At 63.4% G+C, this 18,561-nt stretch carries 20 protein-coding genes; 3 read left to right on the top strand and 17 right to left on the bottom strand.

The genetic code is table 11. The features are described 5' to 3' along the window. Positions 1–131: 131 nt before the first annotated feature. On the top strand, positions 132–713 hold the full coding sequence (locus tag AC0L2Y_RS13775) for a histidine phosphatase family protein (protein WP_473557199.1): 582 nt from the start codon (positions 132–134) through the stop codon (positions 711–713). A 21-nt stretch (positions 714–734) separates the two neighbouring features. Here AC0L2Y_RS13775 and AC0L2Y_RS13770 read toward each other — a convergent pair whose 3' ends face one another. From AC0L2Y_RS13770 to gcvA, 9 genes are all read right to left on the bottom strand, one after another. Then, positions 735–2,321 carry an FGGY-family carbohydrate kinase gene (locus tag AC0L2Y_RS13770; RefSeq protein WP_473556881.1) on the bottom strand — a complete coding sequence of 529 codons (1,587 nt, stop codon included), beginning with the start codon at positions 2,319–2,321 and terminating at the stop codon, positions 735–737. Then, on the bottom strand, positions 2,318–3,001 hold the full coding sequence (locus AC0L2Y_RS13765) for an HAD family hydrolase (protein ID WP_473556879.1): 684 nt from the start codon (positions 2,999–3,001) through the stop codon (positions 2,318–2,320). Before AC0L2Y_RS13765 ends, AC0L2Y_RS13770 begins: the two co-directional genes overlap by 4 nt. Positions 3,002–3,016: 15 nt before the next feature. Beyond that, a complete protein-coding gene (locus tag AC0L2Y_RS13760) occupies positions 3,017–4,495 on the bottom strand; it encodes a mannitol dehydrogenase family protein (protein ID WP_473556876.1) in 1,479 nt (492 codons plus the stop codon). A 71-nt stretch (positions 4,496–4,566) separates the two neighbouring features. Further along, positions 4,567–5,337: an L-iditol 2-dehydrogenase gene (locus AC0L2Y_RS13755; RefSeq protein ID WP_352567504.1), complete on the bottom strand. Its 771-nt coding sequence runs from the start codon at positions 5,335–5,337 to the stop codon at positions 4,567–4,569. Then, on the bottom strand, positions 5,334–6,338 hold the full coding sequence (locus AC0L2Y_RS13750) for an ABC transporter ATP-binding protein (RefSeq protein WP_352567505.1): 1,005 nt from the start codon (positions 6,336–6,338) through the stop codon (positions 5,334–5,336). Before AC0L2Y_RS13750 ends, AC0L2Y_RS13755 begins: the two co-directional genes overlap by 4 nt. 51 nt (positions 6,339–6,389) lie before the next feature. Beyond that, the gene (locus AC0L2Y_RS13745) at positions 6,390–7,214 is read right to left on the bottom strand and encodes a carbohydrate ABC transporter permease (protein WP_352567506.1); all 825 of its coding nucleotides are present in this window, start codon (positions 7,212–7,214) and stop codon (positions 6,390–6,392) included. Positions 7,215–7,225: 11 nt separating this feature from the next. Continuing rightward, on the bottom strand, positions 7,226–8,098 hold the full coding sequence (locus AC0L2Y_RS13740) for a carbohydrate ABC transporter permease (protein ID WP_352567507.1): 873 nt from the start codon (positions 8,096–8,098) through the stop codon (positions 7,226–7,228). 113 nt (positions 8,099–8,211) lie between these two features. Continuing rightward, positions 8,212–9,522: an ABC transporter substrate-binding protein gene (locus tag AC0L2Y_RS13735; RefSeq protein WP_473556873.1), complete on the bottom strand. Its 1,311-nt coding sequence runs from the start codon at positions 9,520–9,522 to the stop codon at positions 8,212–8,214. A gap of 212 nt (positions 9,523–9,734) precedes the next feature. Further along, positions 9,735–10,646 (bottom strand): transcriptional regulator GcvA, encoded by a 912-nt coding sequence (gene gcvA / locus AC0L2Y_RS13730; RefSeq protein WP_473556871.1) that lies wholly within the window; start codon positions 10,644–10,646, stop codon positions 9,735–9,737. 110 nt (positions 10,647–10,756) lie between these two features. Here gcvA and AC0L2Y_RS13725 point away from each other — a divergent pair, with 110 nt between their 5' ends. Beyond that, on the top strand, positions 10,757–10,942 hold the full coding sequence (locus AC0L2Y_RS13725) for a hypothetical protein (RefSeq protein WP_352567510.1): 186 nt from the start codon (positions 10,757–10,759) through the stop codon (positions 10,940–10,942). A gap of 75 nt (positions 10,943–11,017) precedes the next feature. On the opposite strand, the gene AC0L2Y_RS13720 is transcribed toward AC0L2Y_RS13725, so the two are convergent. Then, positions 11,018–11,977 carry a sugar-binding transcriptional regulator gene (locus AC0L2Y_RS13720; protein WP_473556867.1) on the bottom strand — a complete coding sequence of 320 codons (960 nt, stop codon included), beginning with the start codon at positions 11,975–11,977 and terminating at the stop codon, positions 11,018–11,020. Between the two features lie 259 nt (positions 11,978–12,236). Between AC0L2Y_RS13720 and AC0L2Y_RS13715 the strand changes: the two genes are divergently transcribed. After that, positions 12,237–12,869, top strand: a complete 633-nt coding sequence (locus AC0L2Y_RS13715; protein WP_473556866.1) for an HAD family hydrolase — start codon at positions 12,237–12,239, stop codon at positions 12,867–12,869. A gap of 15 nt (positions 12,870–12,884) precedes the next feature. On the opposite strand, the gene AC0L2Y_RS13710 is transcribed toward AC0L2Y_RS13715, so the two are convergent. The 7 genes from AC0L2Y_RS13710 to ureC all read right to left on the bottom strand — a co-directional run bounded on the left by AC0L2Y_RS13710 (position 12,885) and on the right by ureC (position 18,495). Next, positions 12,885–13,652, bottom strand: a complete 768-nt coding sequence (locus AC0L2Y_RS13710; protein ID WP_473556864.1) for a class II aldolase and adducin N-terminal domain-containing protein — start codon at positions 13,650–13,652, stop codon at positions 12,885–12,887. An 87-nt stretch (positions 13,653–13,739) separates the two neighbouring features. Further along, a complete protein-coding gene (ureG, locus tag AC0L2Y_RS13705; RefSeq protein WP_473556862.1) occupies positions 13,740–14,381 on the bottom strand; it encodes an urease accessory protein UreG in 642 nt (213 codons plus the stop codon). Continuing rightward, positions 14,378–14,818 carry a DUF3995 domain-containing protein gene (locus AC0L2Y_RS13700; protein WP_473556861.1) on the bottom strand — a complete coding sequence of 147 codons (441 nt, stop codon included), beginning with the start codon at positions 14,816–14,818 and terminating at the stop codon, positions 14,378–14,380. The genes ureG and AC0L2Y_RS13700 overlap by 4 nt, the downstream gene beginning before the upstream one ends. Then, positions 14,815–15,504, bottom strand: a complete 690-nt coding sequence (locus AC0L2Y_RS13695; protein ID WP_473556858.1) for an urease accessory protein UreF — start codon at positions 15,502–15,504, stop codon at positions 14,815–14,817. Before AC0L2Y_RS13695 ends, AC0L2Y_RS13700 begins: the two co-directional genes overlap by 4 nt. Further along, on the bottom strand, positions 15,497–16,084 hold the full coding sequence (gene ureE / locus AC0L2Y_RS13690; protein WP_473556856.1) for an urease accessory protein UreE: 588 nt from the start codon (positions 16,082–16,084) through the stop codon (positions 15,497–15,499). The genes AC0L2Y_RS13695 and ureE overlap by 8 nt, the downstream gene beginning before the upstream one ends. Before the next feature lie 57 nt (positions 16,085–16,141). Next, complete coding sequence (locus AC0L2Y_RS13685) at positions 16,142–16,735, bottom strand: hypothetical protein (RefSeq protein WP_473556854.1); 594 nt, start codon at positions 16,733–16,735, stop codon at positions 16,142–16,144. A 47-nt stretch (positions 16,736–16,782) separates the two neighbouring features. Further along, positions 16,783–18,495, bottom strand: coding sequence for an urease subunit alpha (gene ureC, locus AC0L2Y_RS13680; protein WP_473556851.1), 1,713 nt, complete (start codon positions 18,493–18,495; stop codon positions 16,783–16,785). Between the last annotated feature and the right edge of the window lie 66 nt (positions 18,496–18,561).

Raw genomic sequence — 18,561 nt, 5'->3', positions numbered from 1 at the left:
GTTGTCTATCAAATGGGCACTGGTGGCAAGAGGCTGACTTGCGGAAGGGTTAAGCCAGTCAGCTCAATGCGCGCTATTGGAGAGCCTATGGAAGCCGCTATGGTCACGGCGGATTCATTTGAAAAGGCACCCTGATGAGCGCGTTTCCCGAAATCTATCTGGTTCGGCATGGCGAGACGGAATGGAGCGCGTCCGGAAAACATACCGGCCGGACCGACATACCGCTGACGCCGGCCGGCGAGGACGCTGCGAGGCGGATCCCTGAGCGGCTAAAGGGTCTATCCTTCTCGGCGGTGTGGTCGAGCCCGTCGCAGCGCGCCTTCAACACCTGTGCGCTGGCCGGCTTCGGCGCGTCAGGCGTGAAGAAGGACGATCTGGCGGAGTGGGATTATGGTGCCTATGAGGGATTGACCACCAAGCAAATCCTCGCCGAGCGTCCCGGCTGGCGGCTATTTCGCGACGGCTGCCCGCGTGGCGAGTCGGCCGCGGATGTCGGCTCGAGGGCGGACGGGATCGTCAGCGAGTTGCGCGAGGCCGGCAGCAACGTCCTGGTCTTCTCAAGCTCGCATTTCCTGCGGGTGCTGGCCGCACGCTGGCTCGGCCTGCCGCCGCAAGGCGGCGCGCTTTTCGTGCTGGACACCGCCAGCATAAGCGTGCTCGGCTACGAGCACGATTTTGACGAACCGGTAGTCCGGCGCTGGAACCAGAGATAGCTGCCTCGAGGCCGTTCGGCCCTATCGGATCGTGTCCAGCGCCTGCCTTTGCCGATGCATCTCGAGAAACACGCGATAGTCGCGGTCGAACCGGCCGGCAGCAGCCGGATTGGGCTCTCGTGTCTTGCCGCCTTGCTGCATCCCGACGCAGGCAGCGTTCAAATCGGGAAAAAGCCGGGCAGCGGTGGCGGCAATCATGCCGGTGCCGAGCAGCACCGCCTCGTCCGCCAGCGGCTCGACCACCGTGCAGCCGGTGGCGTCGGCATAGAGCTCCATCAATAGCGGGTTCTTGGTGTGGCCGCCGGTAACGTGCAGCGTGTCGATCAGATAGCCGTTTTCGTTCAGCGCTTCCAGCACGTGGCGGACGCCAAGCGCGATGCTGACGGCGGTGCGCCAGTAGAGCTTGCACAGGCTGTCGAAGGAGGCATCCAGCGTCAGCCCGCTGATGACGCCGACGGCATGCGGGTCGGCGAGCGGCGAGCGGTTGCCGTGGAAATCGGGCAGTACGTGAAGCCTGGCGGCGAGGTTGCCACCCTCGGCGGCGCGCAGCTCGGCGACGCGGCGTGCGATCCTGGCATGCATGGCGGCATCCGACTCGCCGCCGGCGCCATGCCAGCGGATGATGTGATCGAGCAGCGCGCCGGTCGCCGATTGGCCGCCTTCCGACAGCCACAGGCCGGGAAGGGCGGCGCCATAGTAGGGACCCCAAACGCCGGCGAAAGGCTGCGGATCGGGCGACATCGCCATGACGCAACTCGACGTGCCGGCGATCAGGGCCAGATGGCGGCCGATGTCCTTCGCGTCGCCGGCGAAGCCGCCGAGCACGCCAAGCGCGCCGGCATAGGCATCGATGACGCCGGCGCCGACCCGGCATTTTTCGGTCAGGCCAAGCTCCGCCGCGGCTTGCGCGCCGAGCGGACCGATATCCGCGCCGACCGGGCTTGCCTTTTCCGGCAGATTGCCGTGCTCGAAAAGGTCGCCGAGCCCGACCGCTTCGAAGAAGTCGCGCCGCCAGCCGGTCGCTTCATGGGCCAGATAGGTCCATTTGGCTGTCAGCGTGCATTGCGAACGGGCGAGCGAGCCGGTTGCCTTCCAGCTCAGGAAGTCGGTGAGGTCGAATAGATAGCCGGCTTCGTTCCATGTTCCAGGCAGGTTGCGCTTCAGCCACATCAGCTTCGGCGTCTCCATTTCCGGCGACATGACGCCGCCGATATAGTCGAGCACGGCATGGCCGCTTTCGGTGCATTCGTCGGCCTCGGCAATGGCGCGATGGTCGAGCCAGACGATGGTGTCCCAGCGCCTTTCGCCAGTGACGGACACGCTGAGCTGGCCGCCATGCCGGTCCCGCACCACCAGAGAGCAGGTGGCGTCAAAGGAGATGCCGACGATATCCTCGGCCTTCACGCGCGCCTTTTCGCGGGCAGCACGGACGGCCATGCACACCGCCGACCATATGTCCTGCGAATCGTGCTCGGCATGGTCGGCCTTCGGCTGTTGCATGGCGATCGGGTGCTCGGCGCGGCCGAGCAAGGCGCCACCGGTGTCGAGAATGCCGGCACGGGCGCTTCCGGTGCCGACATCGACCGCGCAAACGAAACTGTTGGTCAAGGTGTTCTTGCTCTCGCTCCCAGGCCTGCAATCAGATCGGGCAATTGCAGCATGTCAGCGAATATAAAGTCCGGCTCACTCGACGCAAGCCGCGCTTTCAATGCCGGGTTGCCGGTGTGCGAGCCGCCGGTGAAGGCAAGGACGCGCATGCCGGCCGCCCGCGCCGCTTCGATGCCGGCCGGGCTGTCCTCGACGACGAGGCAGTTTCGCGGGGCCGCTCTCATTGTATCGGCTGCATGGAGAAAGAGATCGGGCGCCGGTTTGCCCCGCGCCACCATGGCAGCGCTGAACAAATGCGGCTCCAGCAGCCCAAGCAACCCCGTAACCTTGAGCGCATAGCGGATCCGCTCCAGCGTGCCGGAGGAGGCGACGCAGCACGGCACGCCGAGCTTCGGCAGGACCTGTGCGATGCCTGGCATCGGTTTCAGCTGCTCGCGGAACTTGCGCATCAGTTCGGAGCGCATCTCGGTCAGATGCTGGTCGGTGAGATCGAGCCCGAAGTCGCTTGCGAGGATTTCGCGGACGCTCTTCATGCTCTTGCCGAGGAAGCGCTCGTAGGCAATGTCCTCGCTGACGTTGCCGCCGGCAAGCGCGATCATCTCCAGCAATGCCGAGACGGACAGCATCTCACTGTCCACCAGCACGCCGTCACAGTCGAAAATGACCAGTTCAGGCGTCATCGCGCTGGATCGGCTTCAGAGGTCGCCGGCGAGATAGCGCGTCAGTGTCGCGCGCGCGCCGTCCGCCCACAGCGATTTGAGCGCATGGCCGAACGCTTCGGCGAACGGCCGCGAGGGGCCGACATCGCCATAGATGTCTTCCATGGCAAGCCAGGCGGCAGGCATGTCCCTGGCCGCCTTGGCCGTCGCCTGCAACCGGCCCCAGTTCGGGTCGTTGGGCTCGGTGACGGCACCGGAATCCGTCGTGCCGAAGCAGTAGCGACACCAGAGCGCAGACTCCAGCGCCAGGCCGGTGACGCTTTTGCCAGCCTTCAGCCGGTCGGCGATGGTCGGAATGATGAATTTCGGCTGGCGGTTGGAGCCGTCGAGGCAAAGCCGCCGTATGGTGTCGCCGATCTTCGGGTTGGAGAATCGGTGCTCGATGAGCTGGTAGTAATCTTCGAGGTCGGTGTCCGGAACCGGCGGCACGGTCGGGATGATTTCGTCATGCTCGAGCTTGTCGAGGAAGCCGCGTACCAGCGGCTCCTGCATTGCCTCATGGACGAAATGGATGTCCATCAGCCCGGCCGGATAGGCGATGGTCGCGTGGCCGCCATTGAGGATGCGGATCTTCATCAGCTCATAGGGCGCGACATCGCTGACGAACTGCACGCCGACCTTTTCCAGCGGCGGGCGGCCGTCGGTGAAACGGTCCTCCAGCACCCATTGCTTGAACGGTTCGCAAAACACCGGCCAATTGTCGTCGAGGCCGAATTCGCCGGAGAGAATGCGGCGCTCGCGGTCGGTGGTGGCCGGCGTGATGCGGTCGACCATGCCATTGGGAAAGGCAACTTTTTCGCTCACCCAGTTTGCCAGATCCTCGTCGATCAGCCGCGCAAGGCCGATGACGCCATCCGAGGTGACGTGGCCGTTATGGGGGATGTTGTCGCAGGACATGATTGTGAAGGGCACGATACCATCGGCACGGCGGCGCAGCAGCCCGGCGAGGATAAGGCCGAAGACGGTCTTCGGCGTCGCCCCCGGCTCAGCGTCGGCAACGATGTCGGGGTGTGTCGGATTGAAGACGCCGGAAGCCGGATCGATGAAATAGCCGCCCTCGGTGATGGTCAGGGAAACGATCTTGATCGCCGGATCGGCTAGCCGCTCGACGATTGCGATCGCGTCGCCAGGCATTAGGAAATCGATCATGACGCCGGTGACGCGCGCACTCATATGGCCGCTGTCCTGCTCGACCACGGTGGTCAGCCAGTCCTGCTCCTGCAGCTTGCCGCGGCCGACCTTCTCGCCCTCGAAGACGCCGGCGCCGACAATGGCCCAGTCGTGGCCGACGCCGGAATTGAACAGGTCGTCGAGATAGACGGCCTGGTGCGAGCGATGGAAATTGCCGACGCCGAAATGCACGATGCCGGCCTTGAGCGCGGCGCGATCGTATTTCGGGCCGGCGACCTTGGGCGGCAGCTTGGTGAGGTTGGAAGAAGAGAGTTTCACGGTCATCTGTTTTTACCCTTTAGCGGGACGGCTCTTCCCCCCGTGGAGGAGACGGGGAGAAGAGCGCCTTCGCCCCCTCAACTCATCCACTGGCCGCCATCGACATTATAGGTCTGGGCAACGATATATTCGGCCTCGTCGCTGGCCAGGAACACCGCCATGCCGGTGAGGTCTTGCGCCGTGCCCATGCGGCCATAAGGCACGGCTTCGCCGACCAGTCTCTTTTTTTCGCCCTTCGGCCGGTTCTCGAACTTGGCGAACAAGGCATCGACATGGTCCCAATGCTCGCCGTCGACGACACCCGGGGCGATGGCATTGACGTTGATGCGGTGCTTGATCAGGTCGAGCCCTGCCGACTGGGTGAGCGAGATGACCGCCGCCTTGGTGGCGCAGTAGACGGCGACCAGCGCCTCGCCGCGGCGCCCGGCCTGGCTTGCCATATTGATGATCTTGCCGCCCTTGCCGCGGGCAATCATCGAACGGGCGGCGGCCTGCAGCGTAAACAGCGTGCCGGCGACGTTGACCGAGAACAATTTGTCGTAGCTTGTCTTGCTGATCTCGACGATCGGCGCCAGGTCGAACAGGGCAGCGTTGTTGATCAAGATATCGAGGCCGCCGGCCCTGGCTTCGACCGCCTTGACGGCCGCATCGATAGACGCGAGATCAGTGACGTCCAGCTTCACCGCGTAGGCATTGCGGCCGATTTCCGAAGCCGTCTTCTCGGCGGCTTCGAGATTGATGTCGCCAATCGCAACCGTCGCCCCTTCGCGCATATAGGCTTCGGCAAATGCCCTGCCGATGCCGCGCGCCGATCCGGTAATCAGCGCCGATTTACCTCCGAGCCTCATTGCAGCATCGCCTTGCCGTCGGCGCCGAAACGATGCAGCTTGGTCTTGTCCGGCGTCAGGTAGATCGTGTCGCCGTGATGGACGGGCAATTCGCCGTCGGCGCGTACCGTCAGCTGCCCGACACCATCCGCCTGGACGTGCAGGAACGTGTCGGAGCCGAGATGCTCGGCAACGCCGACCGTCGCCTTCCAGTCGCCTGACGTCTTCGAAATGTTCATATGTTCCGGACGGATGCCGACTGTCCTGGCGCCATATTTGGCGGCCGGCGCGCCTTCAATCAGGTTCATCTTCGGCGAACCGATAAAACCGGCGACGAACAGGTTCTTGGGCGTCTTGTAGAGCTCCATCGGCGAGCCGACCTGCTCGATATTGCCGGCATTGAGCACCACGATCTTGTCGGCCATGGTCATCGCCTCGATCTGGTCGTGGGTGACGTAGACCATGGTTGTCTTGAGTTGGTGGTGCAGCTCGCTGATCTCCAGCCGCATGGTGCCGCGCAGCGCCGCATCGAGATTGGACAAAGGCTCGTCGAACAGGAAGGCCGATGGCTGGCGCACAATGGCGCGGCCGATGGCGACGCGCTGCCGCTGGCCGCCTGAGAGCTGGCCGGGACGGCGATCGAGATAGTTCGTGAGGTTCAGGATCCGCGCGGCGTCCTTCACCTTCTTGTCGATGGTGGCTTTGTCCTCGCCCGCCATCTTCAACGGGAAAGCGATGTTCTTGGCCACCGTCATGTGCGGGTAGAGCGCGTAGGACTGGAACACCATGGCCAGCTTGCGCTTGGCCGGCGCCTCACCGGTGACGTCGCGGCCATCGATATTGATGGTGCCGCCGCTGGTGTCCTCCAGGCCGGCGATCAGACGCAGCAGCGTTGACTTGCCGCAGCCTGACGGGCCGACGAAGACGACGAACTCGCCGTTCTCGATGACCAGGTCGAGGCCGGGAATGATGGACGTCGCCCCGAAGGATTTGGAGACGTTCTTGAGCGTGATGTTTCCCATGTTTTCCTCCCCCGAAGGGCTATTTCGTCGTTTTCTGTCAGGCAGTTTCCGTTACTTCACCGCCCCGAACGTTAGGCCGCGTACCAGCTGCTTCTGGCTGAACCAGCCCATGATCAGGATCGGCGCGATCGCCAGCGTCGAGGCGGCCGAAAGCTTGGCCCAGAACAGCCCCTGCGGGCTGGAGAAAGAGCTGATGAAGGCGGTGAGCGGCGCTGCCTCGGTGGTGGTCAGCCGGATCGTCCAGAACGCCTCGTTCCAGGCCAGGATGATGTTGAGCAGCATGGTCGAGGCGATGCCTGGCACCGCCATCGGCGTCAGCACATAGATGATCTCGTTCCAGAGCGACGCGCCGTCCATGCGCGCCGCTTCCAGGATCTCGCCCGGGATCTCGCGGAAATAGGTGTAGAGCATCCAGACCACGATCGGCAGGTTGATCAGCATCAGCATGATCATCAGGCCGATGCGACTGTCGAGCAGTCCGGTGTCGCGGAAGATCAGATAGATCGGGAACAGCACGGCAACCGCCGGCATCATCTTGGTGGAAAGCATCCACATCAGGATGTCCTTGGTCCATTTGCCTGGCGAAAACGCCATCGACCATGCCGCCGGTATGGCGACGAGCAAAGCCAGGATGGTCGAGCCGACCGACAGGAACACCGAGTTCAGGAAGAACTTGAAATAGCCGTTCTGTGCCTGGACTTCGGAATAGCTCTCCATTGTCCCCGACGGCACTAGGTTGAAGCCCTGGATGGCCTCCTGCTCCGACTTGAACGAGGTGATGATCGTGTAGAGGATCGGGAAGAAGATCAGCAGAGCGACAATCCAGGCGGCCGCGGTCGCGATCGTCTTGTGCCGGGTGGTGACTGCACGGGCCATCATTTCCTCCCTTATTTGTCCAGGTTCTTGCCGACGGCGCGCATGGCGAAGAAGGCAACGATGTTGGCAAGAATGACGGCGATGACACCGCCGGCTGACGCCTGGCCGATTTTGAACTCCAGCAGTGCCTTCTGGTAGACGAGGAAGGGCAGGTTGGTGGAGGCATAACCCGGGCCGCCATTGGTGGTGACGAGGATCTCGGCATAGACCGACAACAGGAAGATCGTCTGAATCAGGATGACGACGGTGATGGCGCGCGACATGTGCGGCAGCGTCAAATAGATGAAGCGGCTGACAAAGCCGGCGCCGTCCATCTCGGCGGCTTCCTTCTGCTCGCCGTCGAGCGACTGAAGCGACGTCAAAAGGATCAGCGTCGCAAACGGCAGCCATTGCCAGGCAACGATGATGATGACCGCCGTGAGTGGATGCTGTCCGAACCAGTCGATCGGCTGCCCGCCGAAGAAGCGCGCAATGTCGGCAAAGACGCCGTATTGCGGATGCATGATCATGTTCTTCCAGACGAGTGCCGCCACCGGCGGCATGACGAAGAATGGCGAGATGACGAGAATGCGGACGATGCCCTGCCCCCACATCGGCTGATCGATCAGCAGCGCCAGCGCGATGCCGCCGATGACGGTGATCAAGAGCACACTGACCACGATGGTAAGCGTGTTGAGGATCGACTGCAGGAATGCCGGGTTGGAATAGAACAGCGCGTAGTTCGAAAAGCCGACGAAGCCGTCGCGCATCGGATTGAGCGGATTGTACTGCTGGAAGGAGAACCACAGCGTGAATGCCAGCGGCACAATCATCCAAACCAGCAGCAGCACCACGGATGGCGCCATCATGAAGCGGGCAAGCGAACGGGTCTGCTGAGTAGCCATGACGGTCACCCTTCGAGGTCAGCCAAGTTTTTCAGCGGTGTAAAGCTGGCCGCCCGAACTGGGATTCGGGCGGCCGTTGCCGGCCATGATACGCGGCCGGCACCGGGAGGAGCTTACTTGATGTAACCGCCCTCGGTCATCGTCGCGGTGGCCGCGTCCTGCGCCTGCTTCAAGGCATCGTCGACGCTCGACTGGCCGGCAAGTGCCGCCGAGAAGAGCTGACCGACAGTGGTGCCGAGACCCTGGAACTCAGGAATGGCGACGAACTGGACGCCGACATAAGGCACCGGCTTGACGGTCGGGTGCGTCGGATCGGCGGAGTTGATCGAGTCCAGCGTCATCTTGGCGAAAGGCGCTGCCTTCTGGTACTCGGGATTGGCATAGAGCGAGGAGCGCGTTCCCGGCGGTACGTTGGCCCAGCCTTCCTTCGAGGCGACGAGCTCGGCATAGTGCTTGCTGGTTGCCCAGGACACGAACTTTTGTGCGGCGTCGGCCTTCTGGGTGCCAGCGGGGATGGCCAGCGACCAGGCCCACAGCCAATTGCCGCGCTTGCCGAGGCCATTGTCCGGTGCCAGCGCATAGCCGACCTTGTCGGCGACGGTGGAGTTCTTCGGGTCGGAAACGAAGGAGGCAGCGACGGTGGCGTCGATCCACATGCCGCATTTGCCCTGCTGGAATAACGCCAGGTTTTCGTTGAAGCCGTTGGACGACGCACCCTCGGGGCCGTCGGCCTTCATCAGGTCGACATAGAATTGCAGCGTGTTCTTCCATTCGGGCTGATCGAATTGCGGCTTCCAATTCTCGTCGAACCAGCGCGCGCCGAAGGAGTTCGACATGGCGGTCAGGAAGGCCATGTTCTCGCCCCAGCCGGCCTTGCCGCGCAGGCAGACACCGTTCATGCCGTTGGCGCGGTCGGTCATCTTGTCGGCGGCCTGCTTGATGAAGTCCCAGGTCGGTGCGTCGGGCATCTTGAGTCCGGCCTTGTCCATCAGATCCTTGCGGTACATGACGAAGGAGCTTTCGCCGTAGAACGGCGCTGCGTAGAGCTTGCCGTCGACCGACAGGCCGCCGGCTATGGCCGGAATGATGTCCTTGACGTCGTAATCGTCGCCGAGCTTGTCGAGCGGCAAAAGCCAGTTCTGCTTGGCCCAGATCGGCACTTCGTAGGTGCCGATGGTCATCACGTCGTACTGCCCACCCTTGGTGGCGATGTCGGTGGTGACGCGCTCGCGCAGGACGTTTTCCTCGAGCGTGACCCACTGCAGCTGGATGTCGGGATTCTTCGAGGTGAAGTCGTCGGTCAGCTTCTGCATGCGGACCATGTCGCCATTGTTGACCGTGGCGATGGTGATGGATTCGGCATGCGCGGCGAACGCAAGCGCGCTGGCCGAGAACAGGCCTAGGGTGAACGTGCGAAGTTTCATCAAAATTCCTCCCATAAACCAAGATGAGCATTTGCCTTGGCTGTGAGCAATTACTCACTTGCGCTGAATTATGTCAAGACGGATTCGTTGCTGCAGCGCAGCACGCCGGTATCGTGCAGCGGCAAGCCTGGGACGTTTGCGGCATGTCTGATGAAGGATCGACCGGGCTGATTGGGCCCGGAGCTTTGCTATCGGGCTTGCTGGGATTCAGCCTATTGGCAAGCGATCTCGCTCAGGATCCAATCGCGGAAGGCGCGGATCTTCGGCACGTTGCGCCGCGCCGTCGGATAGACCAGCCAATAGGCATGGCCGTCGTCACCAACCAGATCAAAGGGCTGGATCAGGCGGCCGTCGGCAAGTTCGGTCTTGAACAGCGCCTTGGTAACGATCGCCACGCCGTGGCCGGCAATCGCGGCATTGGCCTCATAGGCCTGTGCGCCCATGCTGGTGCCGGGGCGCTTGGCCAGCTCCTCGACCGGCAGGCCGGCGGCGGCAAACCAGTCCCGCCACCAGATGTCGCCCGGGTCGAGGATCGGCAGCCGCAGCAGGTCGGCCGGCTCCTTGACGCCGCCGATGCTTGCCGCGAGCTTTGGACTAAGAACGGGCGTGAAATCGGCCCTGAAAAGCATATGGGTCTCGACGCCCGGCCAGTTGCCGCCACCGGAGCGGATGGCGATGTCGATATCCTCTCTGGCAAAATCGACAACCCTGTTCGAAGTATCGACGCGCACCGCCAGCGACGGATGCGCGACCTGGAACGAACCGAGATGCTGCGCCAGCCAATTGGAGGCAAAGGTCAGCAGCGTCGAAACGCAAAGCACGCCGTCGGCGCCGGTGCGCGCGGCGGCATAGGCGCCGCTCAACAGCGCGAATGCCTCGCTGACCGCGGGCGCCAGGCGCTGGCCGGGTTCGGTCAGCACGATCTGTTTTGGCTGGCGCAGGAACAAGGGCGCGCCAACGCGCTCCTCCAGAAGCTTGATCTGATAGCTTGCGGCCGCCTGCGTCATGCCAAGCTCCTGGGCGGCCTTGGTGAAGGAGAGATGCCGCGCCACCGCCTCGAACACCCGGATCGCCTGAAGCGGAGGAAGCTGCGAAACCAGCTGTCGTGAATTGAGCTCCGGCATAAGCCCTCCTTATGGGCAGTGATCGACGTTTGATTGGCGGCACCGGCCGGTCCTACCGATATTCCGTGCTGAAGATCAATTACGCCTAGAGATAGTGAAGGCTGACGATCATGACCACAATACAGGAAAAGCTGCTTCTTGCTCCAGCCCATGGCTGGTTTTCACGGCTGGCGCGGGGATTGGCGAGACACACGGCGCGCAAACGCGCCTACCTCGACGTCCGCGAACTGCCGCCGCATCTGCAGCGCGACATGGGCTTCCTCGACGGCAACGATCCTTGCGGCCGGCACCAGTAGTGTCGCTCTTTTTATCGGGGATTCAGCTGCGTTTCAATTTCACATGATCGTTTCCGACCGCCAGCGGCTCGGAGATCATGCACCCGCCAGCAAGGCGGCGGCGGTCCGCTCATCGGTGATGAGGCCGTTGACCAGCCGCCGGTTGACGGCGGCGAAGATGCCCGGCAGCTTGCGGTCGCCCATGGCAAGCGCGATCACCAGCGACTTTTCGCGCGACGGCAGCGGCGCCGACGACACCCGGTCGTTGGTGATGCCCTCGATCATGCGGCCGTCGCGATCGAATACCCAGCCGACGATCTCGGCGATACCGCCGGCCTTCTGCAGCGCCTTCAATTCACCCTCCGAAATGAAGCCGTCCTCGTAGAGCGGCGCCTTCGGGCCGAGATCGCCTATGCCGACAAAAGTGACGTCGGCCTCGGCCGCAAGCGCCAGCGTCGGCTGGATCATCGGCTGGCTGAGCAGCATCTCGCGCTCCTCCGGCGAGGAGGCGATGACCGGCAAAGGCATCGGAAACGAGCGCGCCTTGACCCTGTCGGCCATGGTGAAGATGACGTTGTAGAAGGCGGCCGAGCCGTCCGGCGAGATATTGCCGGTCAGCGATACCACCTTGTGCTGCGGGCATTCCATCGGCGGCAGCTGCTCGATCGCGGCCTTCAGCGTGCGGCCGGTGCCGATCGCCATGACGATCGGTGTGGGCGACCGCAGCCGCCGCTCGATCTCGGCCGCCGCTGCCTCGGCGACGCCGATGACGGTGGAGGAGGAGGCGGGATCACTCGGCACCACCTCGACCAGATCAAGCGCAAAGCGCGATTTCAGCCTTGCCGCAAGGTCGAGGCAATTGGCGATCGGATGGTCGACGCGCACCTTGATCAGCCCTTCGGAGACCGCGAGCGACACCAGCCGCTGCGCCGTCTGCCGGGAGATGCCAAGCGTAGCGGCGATCTGGTCCTGGGTGTTGCCTGCGACATAATAGAGCCAGCCGGCGCGCGCCGCGTCGTCCAGCCTGTTGCCGCCGCTATCCTGCCGCGAATTCAAGTTCGTGCCTCCCAACCCGCCGAGCATAAGTGGCGGAGTGCCATAGTTTCGCAGGGAATGAACTTGCGCGCAATTGCCTATTGCAAGAGCAATTGCCTAGGTCTGGAACTCTGCGTTTCGAGCGAAGTGAAGGGATCGACCCAGTCTCGCTGCAACAGCAAGGCTGTCGAGTAGCACCAATCTCGGTTCTAGCGGAGATGCGGCGGTTTATCTCCAGAGCTAAACCCTTTAAGGGGATTTTTGGAGAATGGAGCCTTGCATGACGCCGAGAGCGGTTTTCTGGGATATGGACGGCACGCTGGTCGACAGCGAGCCGCTGCACGAGGCGGCGCTGATTGCGGCACTGCACAGCGTCGGCATCGCACCGCCGGCCGACCTGCATGAGCGGGTGCTCGGCATTGCCGCATGGCCGGTCTACGAAATGCTGCGCGACGAGTTCGGCCTCGACCTGCCTTTCGACGACTGGATCGTGCGCAAATACGATCACTATCTGCCCATGGCGCAAACGCTGACGCCTCGCAGCGGCGCGATCGAGATTTTCAACGAGCTGCGCGCGCTTGGCGTGCCGCAAGCGGTGGTGTCCAACTCGGACAAGCTGATCGTCGATGCCAATCTGCGCGCCGTCGGCCTCGTCTATGCCGGCATGAAGACGGTCAGCCGCAACGACGTGCGCGAAGGCAAGCCGCACGCCGAACCTTTCCTGCGCGCCGCCTGGCTGGCCGACGTCGATCCCGCCGAGGCCGTGGCCGTCGACGACAGCGTGACCGGCGCCACGGCAGGGCTGGCGGCGGGAATGAAGACGATCTTCTGGCCAGAGGCGCCCATGGAAGGGCCGCCGGGCGCGATTGTCATCAACAGCGCCGACGAATTGCGGGCCGAACTGGGACTTTAAAGCTTTAACGGGCGCTCAGTTCCGGTAGCCAGGTTCCTGCTCGTCGAGGATCGCCTTCAGTTCGGAGAGGTGGCGTTCGGCCTGGCCGGGATAGTCTTCCTGTTCCCTTGCCGCCTTTTCGGCGATCTCATCCGACAATACCCGCAGCGGCCGGCCGGTCCACAGCGCCTTGATATAGGTTTCGGCGGCGCGCTCGAAATAGAACATGCGGTTGAAGGTGTCGGCGACGCTGTCGCCGATGACAAGCACGCCATGGTTGCCCATCACCATCACCTTGACCTTCGGGTCGACAAGAAGCTGCGAGCAGCGCTCGCCCTCTTCCTCGAAGGCCAGCCCGCCATAATGAGCGTCGACGACATGGCGGTTGAAGAAGATCGCCGAGTTCTGGTCGATCGGCGGCAGCGTCGAGTCGGCGAGCGAGGCAAGCACGGTGGCGTGGATCGAGTGGACATGCATGACGCAGCGCGCATGGCGCACATTGCGATGGATGGCGCCATGCAGGCCCCACGCCGTCGGATCTGGCGCATTCGGACCGGCCAGCGTGTCGGGATCATCGGCGTCGATCAGAAGCAGATCGCTCGCCTTGATGCGCGAAAAATGCACCTGGTTAGGGTTCATCAGGAATTGCGAGCCATCGTCGTTGACCGCCAGCGAGAAATGGTTGGCCACCGCCTCGTGCATGTTGAGCCGCGCCGTCCAGCGGAAGGCGCAAGCGAGGTCGACGCGCTCCTCATAGAACGGCAGGTTGGTCAGCACTTCCTTCTGCAGGCGCGTGATGCTCATCGTATGTCTCCGCGAATGGAGCGAGCATGCCGCGCGGCTGGAACACCCGCAACCGATTTCGTTTGGTGCAAGGCGAGCGCTGTCGCCTTACGCCGCCGTGCTGGTGGCGGTGCCGGCTCTCAGCCCGCCCTGTTCGACGATGAAATCGATCACTTCCTGCAGTCCCTTGCCGCGCGACAGGTCGGTGAAGCCGAACGGCCGCTTGCCGCGCATGCGGGCAGCGTCGCGTTCCATGACGTCGAGATTGACGTTCACATAGGGCGCAAGGTCGCTCTTGTTGATGACCAGGAAATCGGACCGCGTGATCGCCGGCCCGCCCTTGCGCGGGATCTCCTCGCCCTGGCAAACCGAGATGACATAGAGCGTCAGGTCGGCAAGGTCCGGCGAGAAGGTGGCGGCGAGATTGTCGCCGCCCGATTCGATGAAGACGATGTCGAGATCCGGGAATTTCTTAGTCATCTCGGCGATCGCCTGCAGATTGATCGAGGCGTCCTCGCGGATGGCGGTGTGCGGGCAGCCGCCGGTCTCGACGCCGACGATGCGATCCTCGGGCAGTGCCTGCAGCCGGGCCAGCATCATGGCGTCTTCTTTGGTGTAGATGTCGTTGGTGACGACGGCGATCGAGAACTCGTCACGCAGCGCCTTGCAGAGCTTTTCGGTGAGCGTCGTCTTGCCCGAGCCGACCGGACCGCCAATGCCGATGCGAAGTGGACCGTTGGGCGATATCATGCGGGGAACTCCGTGAAGGCAAGAATGGCGAAGCCAAGCCCGATCAGCAGGCACAGCGGCGAATAGTAACGCAGATCGAGCCGCGAGAAAGGCTGTTCGGGCGTCAGCCGGCGCCACCAGGGCGTGAAGCCGGCAATGCCGCGCGCCAGGAAAACCAGTGCGATGAGCAGTGACGTGGCGGCAAGCCCGGCCTTGGGAAACGGCGTGGCAAAGATGCCCTCGAGCGCCATCGGCCACAGTGTCGCCAGGCCGAGACATGCGGCGACGGCGAAGCTGGCGAAGGGTGCCGGCATCTCGTCGACGCCATGAAAGCCGATGACGGCGCGGGCGCAGGAGGCAGCGTCCCTGCCCGGCCAGATGCCGCCAATGCCCCAATAGACATGCAGTGCGGTGATCAGCAGCAGGACGAGCGAGAGCGCGAAAGCGAGGACGATCATGAGCGGAACAGCCGCGAATACTGGGTCTCGTGCTTCATCGCCATGATATCCGAGACGAAGGCGCAGCCGCCGAGGTCGTCTGTTGTCGAGCCGGCGGCGCGGTCGGCCGTAGCCAGGGCAAGCGATTCGAAGGCGGCCAGTAGCGACATCGCGGCACTCTGGCCAACGATGCCAAGCCGGATCGCAGCCTGGACGAGATTGGAGAAGAAGGCCTGCAGAAAGGCCGCCAGGGCGTCCCGCAGCGCAATGCCGTGGCCGCCGGCGACGGCACCGACGGCGACGCAATAAGCACATTCGGCCGGCAGGCGATCCAGCACGTGGCACGGCCAGGCGGAGGCCGCTTTCAGGAAGGCGGCGCCCTGCAGCATCGTCTCGGTATGACGCTCGCGCGAGCCTGCCAGAGCTTCGGCAAGGGCGACGATTTCATCGAGGTCGTCGGCTTCGCGTGCCCGGCGCCAGCTTTCGGCAAACAGCACCGCATCGTTCCAGCCCGAACCCATCTCGACCAGCGTCTCCAGCCATGCGGCGAGGTCTTTGCTGTCGGCAACCAGCCCGGCATGCACGGCTTGCTCCAGGCCATGGCTGTAGGAAAAGCCGCCGACCGGGAAGGAAGGCGACAGCCACGCCATCAGCCGCAACAATGCAACGTTGGAAGGCTGGGCCACGTTGGAAGGCTGGTCAGTCATGGTCATCATGGTCGTGCGAATGGCTGTGGGAATGCGCTTCGCTGTGGCTATGGGAATGCGCTTCGGCGTGGCTGTGCGCATGCGCCTCGGCATGAGCATGGCCTTGGCCGCCATGCCCGGAATAGGCGCCGCGCACCGGCTTGAACGGCTCGGAGACGTCGCTCACAATGGCGCCCAATCCCTCCAGCATCGCCTTGATGACATGGTCGCGCAGGATGAGGATGCGCCCAGCTTCGATGGCGGCTGCGAGGTGGCGGTTGCCGATGTGCCAGGCAAGCTCGGCCAGATGGACAGGGTCGCTGGCCCGGACGTCGTAGAGCGGCTCCTCGGCCGCGATGATCTCGATGTGACGGCCATCCTCCAGCACCAGCCGGTCACCATGGTTCAAGGTCACCGGTTCGGGCAGGTCGACCAGCACCTTGTCGCTACGGGCCGTTTCGATGGCGCGACGGCGCAGATGCCGCTCGTCATGGGCAAGCACTGCGCTGTCATACGGCGTGGTGGTTCCGGCTTCACCTGCGGCCAGGACGGAGACGGCGCGCGGGAATTTGGTGAAGTCAGTGCGGATATCGAGCTTCATGTAAAAACTGCCTCTCCCAAAAAGCCTAGACTATCCGATCAGCCACCCCAATGGCGCTCAAACAATCGTGTCGAAGAGCCGCAGGATAAACGATATCTGATAGACGAGCGCGCCGGCGACAAAGGCGATGTGAAAGCGGCGGTCGCGCAGCAGGATCGCAATGACGCAAAGCGCGACGAAAACCGGCGTGCGGATCAGATATTCGACGCCGAAATGGGCGAAATGCGCCGGCCCTTTCAGCAGTGTGTCGATCACGTCGAGCAGATAAGTCGCCGCCAGCAGGCCGAAGAACCAGGCCCGGCGCGAATAAAAGAAATCCTCATAGCTGGTGTAGTCCAGCATCGAATCCGGAAACAGCAACGCGCAGAGCAGGAACAGCGTGACGGCGTAGAAGATGATGAACAGGTATTTGCCGAAGGTCCAGTTCTCGATCTGGAACAGGCCGAACTCCCACCACCAGAAATGCACCAGCATCAGAAGCACCGACGCAACCCAGGCGAGGTGCACGGGATAGAGCCGGTACTGGCCGGGATGCTGGACGATGCGGGCAAGCCCCGACAGCAGCCGTGTGACGCCAAGGCCGATCACCATGCCCAGGACAATGCGGATATGCGGGAAAATGTCGTGGGCATAGGGGAGTTGCTGGTCCATAGGCCTGGCGCGGCATGTTCTACATCGGTCGTTCTAGCGCCGATGGTTCAGAACAGGAAGTAGCGTTGCGCCATTGGCAGCACGGTGGCCGGCTCGCAGGTGAGCAACTCGCCGTCGGCGCGGACCTCGTAGGTCTCGGGGTCGACCTCGACATGCGGCGTGGCGTCGTTGAGCACCATCGAATGCTTGCCGATGCCGCCGCGGGTGTTCTCTACCGCGACCATCTGCTTGTCGACGCCGAGCCTGCCGCGCAGGCCGGAATCGAGCGCGGCCTTCGAAACGAAGGTCACCGACGAATTGGTCATCGCCTTGCCGTAGGCACCGAACATCGGCCGATAGTGCATCGGCTGCGGAGTCGGGATCGAGGCGTTGGGATCGCCCATCGGGGCGGCGGCGATCATGCCGCCGATCAGCACCATGTCCGGCTTGACGCCGAAGAACGCCGGGTTCCACAATACAAGATCGGCGCGTTTTCCCACCGCCACCGAGCCGATGTCCTTCGACAGGCCATGCGCGATGGCCGGATTGATGGTGTATTTGGCGATGTAGCGGCGGACGCGGAAATTGTCGTTGTCGCCGGTCTCCTGCGGCAGCGAACCGCGCTGGCGCTTCATCTTGTCGGCGGTCTGCCAGCAGCGGATCGCCACTTCGCCGACACGGCCCATGGCCTGGCTGTCCGACGAGATGATCGAGAAGGCGCCGATGTCGTGCAGAATGTCTTCCGCGGCGATGGTTTCCTTGCGGATGCGGCTCTCGGCAAAGGCGATGTCTTCGGGGATCGACGGCGACAGATGGTGACAGACCATCAGCATGTCGAGGTGTTCGGCCAGCGTGTTGACCGTGTAGGGGCGGGTCGGATTGGTCGAGGACGGAATGACGTTGGGCAGGCCGCAGACCTTGATGATATCAGGTGCGTGGCCGCCGCCGGCGCCTTCGGTGTGGAAGGCATGGATGGTGCGGCCCTTGATGGCCGCGACCGTGTTTTCGACGAAGCCGGACTCGTTCAGCGTGTCGGTGTGGATCATCACCTGCACGTCGTAATCGTCGGCGACCGACAGGCAGCAGTCGATTGCAGCCGGCGTGGTGCCCCAGTCCTCGTGCAGCTTCAGCGAGCAGGCGCCGGCGAGCACCATCTCCTCGAGCGCGGCAGGCAGCGACGCGTTGCCCTTGCCCGACAGGCCGATATTCATCGGAAAGGCATCGAAAGACTGGATCATGCGCGCCAGATGCCACGGCCCAGGCGTGCAGGTGGTGGCCAGCGTGCCGTGCGCCGGGCCGGTGCCGCCGCCGAGCATGGTGGTGATGCCCGACATCAGCGCTTCCTCGATCTGCTGCGGGCAGATGAAGTGGATATGCGCGTCGAAGCCGCCGGCGGTCAGGATCTTGCCCTCGCCGGCGATGATCTCGGTGCCCGGGCCGATGATGATAGTGACGCCGCGTTGAGTATCCGGATTGCCGGCCTTGCCGATCGCGGCGATACGGCCGTCCCTGAGGCCGATATCCGCCTTGACGATACCGGCGGTGGCATCGACGACCAGCGCATTGGTGATGACGGTGTCGACCGCGCCTTGCGCGCGCGAAACCTGGCTCTGGCCCATGCCGTCGCGAATCACCTTGCCGCCGCCGAATTTCACCTCCTCGCCGTAAAGGGTGAGATCCTTTTCGACTTCGATGAACAGCTCGGTGTCTGCGAGCCGGACCTTGTCGCCGACGGTCGGGCCGTACATCTGCGCATAGGCGGCGCGGGTGATTTTAGCCATCAGCAATTGCTCCCGAAATACAGCCCGAAAATACCGCTTGTCGAAGGCGGGCCCCACATTGCCGCC

The organism is Mesorhizobium sp. WSM4830 (genome assembly GCF_055811495.1).
This window is presented reverse-complemented; position numbering and strand designations above follow the sequence as displayed.